Here is a 4,682-nt window from a genome sequence, read left to right as displayed (position 1 = left end):
TTGTTGTTTTTTGTTTGACAGCACAGTGAATTGCGCATATAAATTCATTATAGATTGTTTTTATAATATGGTTTATATGGGGTTTTCCTGATAATATAATGTGGAATATTATAGTGTTATTAGGTTATTAGGAACATTTAATGCTGTTTCATAACTGAAAGGGAATTGAAAAAAAACTGAAACTTTTCTCATAAAAATTCAATCTAACTTGAAAAATGAAAGGAAAATGAAATTTTCCAAAAGATATTCTTTGTTAAGATAAAAAGCATACATACAAAAAGCATTGACATATCTTAAAAATGTATTTTCAAGATATAGTGGGGGAAAAGATGAGATTAGAAAAACAATTAATAAAAAAGGTGTATTATGAAACATTCCTAATGGAGAATGAAACAAAGTCAATTCTTGACGTACTTGGACAAGCTTATGTAAACGAAGAACGAAATGAGATTTCTGATGGGTCTTATATTCGTTTTGCACAAGGTGAATTTTATTATCGTCATCAAGATTTTGAAGCAGCTATTTTTAAATGGGAGAAGGTTAGTAATGAATTAGCACCATGGGCACAAAAAAATATTGCGGATGCTTATTTCGAACTTAATCAATTACCATATGCTGAAAATATTTATACTTCCATTACTACTGATAATAAAATATTGATGACCGAAATTAGATTACAACTACTTTCTCTTTACATTGAGCAAAATAATTTTGATTCAGCTTTCGGTGTTATTAAAGAAGCAGTTTCTTTAAATCCTGATTATCCGAACGTCACAAAAATTGCCCGTTCCTTTTATGAGGAACAGCAAGATTTTGATAGTGCAGTAGAGCTTGCTGTGAATGAGTTAATTCGAATAGAGTCGTATCCGTGGTTTGAGGTGTTAAAAGGATATATCGATAAAGGGTTTACTAAACATATTTCACCAGACTATTTTTATGATGCATTAGCTACATTAAATAATGTAGATCAAGTACAATTTACACAAATGGTTTCATCACTTTGGAACAGTTATAAAGATGAACCAAATTATTTATTATGGCTTAATACAATAAATGAATTTTTCTTACATATTGAAATACATTCGTCCGATATATGGAACAAAGTTTCTGCTCTTTACGAAGAAACGTACTTTACATTAATTCAAGGTCAATATACGCTTAGACAATTAGACGATATCATACCAAATCTGTTAGCAAACTGGTTAAAGGTAGTCAATCCATCTTATGCTGTATTTCCATCTGCAGCTGTATTGGCATGGGATGAGATTTTCCCTTCCAAAATAGATTCAGCAAATATAGAACATGCGGAAAACTTACTGTCACATTCTATTAATCATGTAAATGGCTTAGAGTACAGCTTACACCTTTTTGAATCTATTACACAGTGGGCACAAAAGCAGAATATAGAAATAGGTCACCGATTTAAATGGTTAGTTGACGAGCTCGCAGATTTAAGAACAAATCGTATTTTAGTAACGGGAACTTCAGGGAACGGAAAAACTACATTTATTAACTCTATATTAGGAGAAAATATATTAGAAAAATCAATTTCAAATGTAGTAGTTTTAAAAAATGATGCTCATATAGAAATAAACGCTATAACAGACTCAGCAATTACAACAACGGAAGATATCACTGATTACCATAATATGATGTCTCAGCACCATCAAACATATAGAGATAGAGCGTGTGTTGAATTTAAATTACCATGCAGATTTTTAAATGAAAATAAACTTACATTTGTAGTGACACCTGGCTTTAATAGAAATAACGACACTAGAGATGAGATATTCGAATATTTAAATTCTGTAGACGAATTACTGTTCGTATTGAATGCGGATTCACCTTTTACTGATAAAGAACGTGACATTCTATTAAGTATTCAAGAACATACGCCAAATTTACAAATTCATTTCTTATTAAATAAAATCGATAACATTTACAGTGAAGCAGAAGTGAAAAGGGTATTACATGATACGGCAACGAGAATAAATACATATTTTCCGTATGCGAGAATTTTCCCTTATTCCTCGTTATATACAAGTAGTCAACAATTAAATGGTTTAATCGAGTTTATTCATTTTAACTTTAATCATAAAAATATCGATGCAGAACGTACTGAAAAGTTATTATTTTTCATTCGAAAAACAATTACATATCTTTTGGAGAAACGTGTTGAGAAAGAAAATAACCTGGTGGATGCTATTAATTGGAATGAAGATATGCTAGTGAAACTAAACGGTAGCATTAATAACCTTACTGCATTTGAAAGGGAAAAAATTCATTTCATTACACAATCATATCGTTCAATGAAGACTGAAATTACAAATGATCTTACCGAAAATATTCCGAAGATATTAAAGAGCTGTTCTAATTTAATTAGTGAAGAAAGTGATTTCGGGCACATGGATACGGAACTAAATAAAGCAATGAATGAAAGAGTGCATAAATATTTAGAACAAACTGTATTACCTAATCTTGCTCTTTCTATGCAAAATTGGATTGCAACTTCTAATAATGAGCTTCTTCAAAGTCAAACGTATTTAGAAGAACTTAGTGAAGGGCTTAATTCACTATTTGGAGAAAATAAAATACAGTTAGAATGTGACTTTAAAGTGCTTGATGACTGGCGCAGAGATACTGACAGGATGACGACTAGAATACAAATGGATGAAGTAAATATTTTACGTCGATTTACGCCAGCACAATTTTTACTAAAAAGTGCCGGTAAATTATTTGGAGTTCTTCCTAAAAATAAATCTATGCTATATAACAAATATAAACAGTATGTAGAAAATGAAGATTATACTGAAGTAACGGCTTCTATTATGAAGAAATTTTTCTTGCAATTTGAGCTGTTTGAAAACACACAAGAGAGGGATATTCATATATTCTTTAGGAATCCATTTAACTCCTTAAAGCAAGCTGTAGAAAATACGCAATTAGAAATACAAGAAAAACAAGAGATGTTACATAAAATGAAATCAAATCCTGAAGTTTATCATGATTCTATCATGCTCTTTGAATTGAGATTGCGTCAATGTGAAGTAATTTTAAATATAGGTGATGATAATACCTATACAGATGTAGCTTTAGAAACAAGTGTAGAATAAAAGTAAAAGGGAGCAACTGTAATAAGTTGCTCCTTTTTCATATAGATTATTTTTCTGTTTCTTTAATTTTAGTTTGTACTTCGCCAGTTTTAATTTTATTGCTTTCTGAGAAACGTAATAAATCGCCTTCAATAATTTTGTCAGACATTCGTAATTCATTTTGTGCACGTTTAATGAGGGCTTGAGCTTCTTTTTTTGGTAAATCTACAATTTCACCTGTTATACGGTCGTAGAAAGTGTTGTTTTTGTATGCATACTTATCTGTAACGAAGCTACCATCACGTAAAACAACAAAGCCAGTATATTCATCTGAAAACATATCATGGCCAAAACGGATATCATTCGTAGAATCAACACCTAATAAATTTAGAATCGTAGGTTTCATATCGATTTGTCCCGTAGGCTTTGAAATAGTTTGACCTTCTGTTTGTCCAGGAATATGAATATATAAAGGTGTACGTTGTAAATTTAAAGTATCAAATTCTGTTATTTGATCTTTTTCTAAAAACTGTGCCATTGCACGATTATGTTTTTCGGAAATTCCATAATGATCACCGTATAACACAATAATAGAATTATCGTAAAGCCCCTCGGCCTTTAGACGTTCAATAAATTTTTTAATGGATTCGTCTAAGTAACGTGCTGTTACGATGTAACGATCAAATACGCCATTACCAGAGTTGTATGGTTCAATGAATTTTGTATCTTCATCATACGTAAATGGATAATGGTTTGTTAAAGTAAGGAAACGAGCATAGAATGGTTGATTAACAGTTTTTAATATATCTACTGATTGATCAAAGTATTCGATATCTTTTAATCCCCAATTTAAATTTGTTTCTGGTGTAATTTTGTAATCAAGCTCATTATAGTAACGATCATAACCAAGAGCAGAGTACATGATATTACGATTCCAAAATGTTGCGTTATTCGCATGGAATACAGAAGTGAAATAACCTTGCTGACGTAAAATTTCTGGAGTTGCAGTATAATCATTGTTACCGTGTGTGAAGAATACAGCTCCTCGATTTAATGGATACAACGACGTATCGATTAGAAATTCTGAATCGGATGTTTTCCCTTGACCAGTTTGATGGAAAAAGTTATCAAAGTAATAACTTTCATTTATGAATTCATTTAGGAATGGTGTAACTTCTTGCCCGTTCACTGATGCGCCTATTAAGAAGGTCTGCAAGGATTCAAGAGTGACGACAATTACGTTTTTTCCTTTCGCTGCACCAAACATATTAGGGTTTGGCTCGCTTTGATTTGCTTTTACGTAGTTTTCAGTTTCTTGTAATTTACTACTATCAGCAAGTGCTTTTTGTGACCCAGCTTTTACTTGCAGTGTTAAGTCATATACTTGGTGAGTATATAAGCCTAAATTTTTGACAAGCATGACTCGATCGAATGATCTTGTTAATAATTCAGGGCGCTCTTTTTCTGCAAGATGTAGATTCGCAAAGAATACACCAATCGTTAAAAGAAAGTATAACAAGCGCGTAGAATGAGTTACACGTTCTGTTTTAAAGACCAATGATTTCTTTTTTAATAAAATAAAGAAGAAAA

2 protein-coding genes are annotated in these 4,682 nt (G+C 31.3%); one reads left to right on the top strand and one right to left on the bottom strand.

Going from position 1 to position 4,682, the window contains the following annotated elements:
* Positions 1–329 precede the first annotated feature (329 nt).
* The gene (locus ABWK52_RS26005) at positions 330–3,113 is read left to right on the top strand and encodes a dynamin family protein (RefSeq protein WP_061654843.1); all 2,784 of its coding nucleotides are present in this window, start codon (positions 330–332) and stop codon (positions 3,111–3,113) included.
* Positions 3,114–3,159: 46 nt separating this feature from the next.
* On the opposite strand, the gene ABWK52_RS26000 is transcribed toward ABWK52_RS26005, so the two are convergent.
* On the bottom strand, positions 3,160–4,682 hold a 1,523-nt coding region (locus tag ABWK52_RS26000), incomplete at its 5' end, for an LTA synthase family protein (RefSeq protein ID WP_353772230.1).

Source organism: Bacillus sp. AP50 (assembly GCF_040492675.1).
GTDB lineage: Bacteria > Bacillota > Bacilli > Bacillales > Bacillaceae_G > Bacillus_A > Bacillus_A cereus.
The sequence above is the reverse complement of the archived record's forward strand: the minus strand, read 5'-3'. Positions and strand labels throughout refer to the sequence as shown.